The 2,521-nt window shown below is 64.3% G+C and carries 1 protein-coding gene; it reads right to left on the reverse strand.

What is annotated here, in order from left to right; translation table 11 throughout:
• On the reverse strand, nucleotides 1-2,499 hold a 2,499-nt coding region (locus tag VME63_RS13225), incomplete at its 3' end, for an amino acid adenylation domain-containing protein (RefSeq protein ID WP_325433828.1).
• Between the last annotated feature and the right edge of the window lie 22 nt (nucleotides 2,500-2,521).

A 2,521-nucleotide genomic window follows, 5' to 3' on the forward strand; every position in this document is an offset into this window, starting at 1 on the left:
CGCCTCGCCTACGCGCCACAAGTGCGCCCGCATCAGCGGGCCTTGCGACAGATCGAACGGCCGTTGCGCCTCTGCGTCCATGTCCGCCGTCAACGTCGCTTCGTCGGTCACCGGTTCGCGCACCAGGCGCCAATCGGTTTCCGGCTCGACCACTTGCACGGGTTCGCCATCCACCGTCACGAAATGCGTACGCAATACATCGTGGCGTGCACGGATCGCCAGCAGGCTCGCTTCCAGCACGTCGGCATCCAGCGTGCCGCGAAGGCGAAACACCGATGGCATGTTGTAGAACGCATGGCCCGCCGCGAGTTGATCCAGGAACCACAGGCGTTGCTGCCCGTACGATGCCGCCGCTTCGTCGCCACGTTCGACCCGGACAATCGCCACGGGCTCTGCCGTACCACCGGAACGCTGGTACTCGATCATGTCGGCCAGCTGCTGCAACTGCGCATGTTCGAACAACATGCGCACCGGCAGGGTAACCCCCAGGCTGTCGCGCACCCGTGCCATCACCTGCGTCGCCAGTAGCGAGTGACCACCCAACTCGAAGAAGTGATCCGACGGTCCTACCCGCTCCACGCCCAGCACCTGGCACCAGATGCCGGCCAGGATCTCTTCGATCGGCGTGCGTGTCTCGCCGCGCGTTTCATCGCCGTCGCTGCCCTCCATCGCCAGCAGCGCCGCGCGGTCGGTCTTGCCGCTGGCATTCAACGGAATCCGTTCGACCCGATGCACTTGGCTGGGCACCATATAATCCGGCGCGCGCTCGTGCAGATGGCGCTTTATCTCGGCCGCGCCGATCTCCCTATCGGCCACGACGTACGCCGCCAGCCGCCGGTCACCCTGCACGTCTTTTACCAGCACTACGCAATCGCGTACCGCCGGATGTTGCCGCAGTAATGCATCCACCTCGCCCAGCTCGATCCGGAAGCCGCGGATCTTCACCTGGTGATCGCGCCGGCCCATGAACTCGATCTGCCCGTCCGTACGGTAGCGGCAGATATCGCCCGTGCGATACAAGCGTGCGCCTTGCGCACCGAATGGATCGGGCACAAAGCGTTCCGCGGTCAAATCCGGACGATTGACATAGCCGCGGGCCACGCCGTCGCCGCCGATATACAGCTCGCCGTACACACCCACCGGCACCGGCGCCATCCGTTCGTCCAGGATGTATACCCGCGCATTGGTGATGGCGGTACCGATCGGCACGCCACGCACATAGGCATCGCTTGCGCTGGCCCGGTAGGTGCAGGCGATGGTGGTCGTTTCGGTCGGGCCGTAGGCGTTGACCATCTGGCCGTTGCGCAACAATCCCGCAGCGCGCTGCACATGGGTCGGCAGCAACACATCGCCGCCGGCCAGCAGGTATTTCAGATCCGCCAGCACGTCCGGCGCTTCTTCCACCACCAAATGGAACAGGCTGGTAGCCAGATTGATCACGGTGATGCCCCGGTCGCGGATAAATGCCCGGATCTCGTCGGCGACGAACATTCGGGGCGGCGCGACTTCCAGGCGCGCGCCATTGATCAAGGCGCCCCAGATCTCGAACGTGGAAATGTCGAAGGACACGGTAGCCATCTGCGCGATGCAGTCCTCGGCATCCAATCGCACATAGTCCGTATGCCGGATCAGGCGCGTGACCGAATGTTGTTCGATCGCCACGCCCTTGGGCCGGCCGGTCGAACCGGAGGTGTAGATGATGTAGGCCAGATCGTCGCCGCCGCCGATCGGTGCCAATGCTTCGTCCGACTCGTGGGCGATCGCGACCGCGGTCGTCGCATCATCCAGCCATACTGCCGTGCGGCCGCTTACATCGAGCCCTTGCGCCTCGGCCCGACGCCCGACAATCACCGGCACGTCGGCGTTTTCCACCATATAGCGCAAGCGCTCCCCCGGATACGCCGGATCCAGCGGCAGATATGCCCCGCCCGCCTTGAGGATTGCCAGGACGGCGATCACCAGGTCAATCGAACGCTCCAGTGCCAGGCCGACGATGGTTTCCCGTGTTACGCCCTGCCGGCGCAGATAGCGCGCCAGGCGGTTGGAACGGCGGTCCAAAGCCGCATAAGTCAGTGTCTCGCCTTCGTAGCCCACCGCGATCTGCTCGCCATGGCGCGCCACCTGCAAAGCAAACAGCTCCGCCAGGCCTTGCTTGCGTTCGTAGGGACGCGCGTTCCCGCTCCACATGACAAGCAGCTGATAGCGCTCTTGCTCGCTGAGCAGATCGAGCTCCCACACCCCGCGCGCCAAGCCATCGGCCGATACCATCGTTTCGAGCACGTGGCGCCAGTGCTCCAGCATGCGGCGCATCGTCGGTGCTTGCCAAAGCGCCTCGTCGTATTTCCATGCGCCGCGCAGGCTCAGGGCATCTTCATTGACAAACACGCTCAGGTCGAACTTGGCTGTACTGGTCTTCGCCTGCAGTCCTTCCACCGATAGCTCGCCCAGGCGCAACTCGCCCCACTGCTCGCTGTTCATGGTAAACATGACCTGCACCAGTGGGTTGTGGCTGAGCGCGCGC

Source organism: Dyella sp., assembly GCF_035503745.1.
Taxonomy (GTDB): Bacteria; Pseudomonadota; Gammaproteobacteria; order Xanthomonadales; family Rhodanobacteraceae; genus Dyella_B.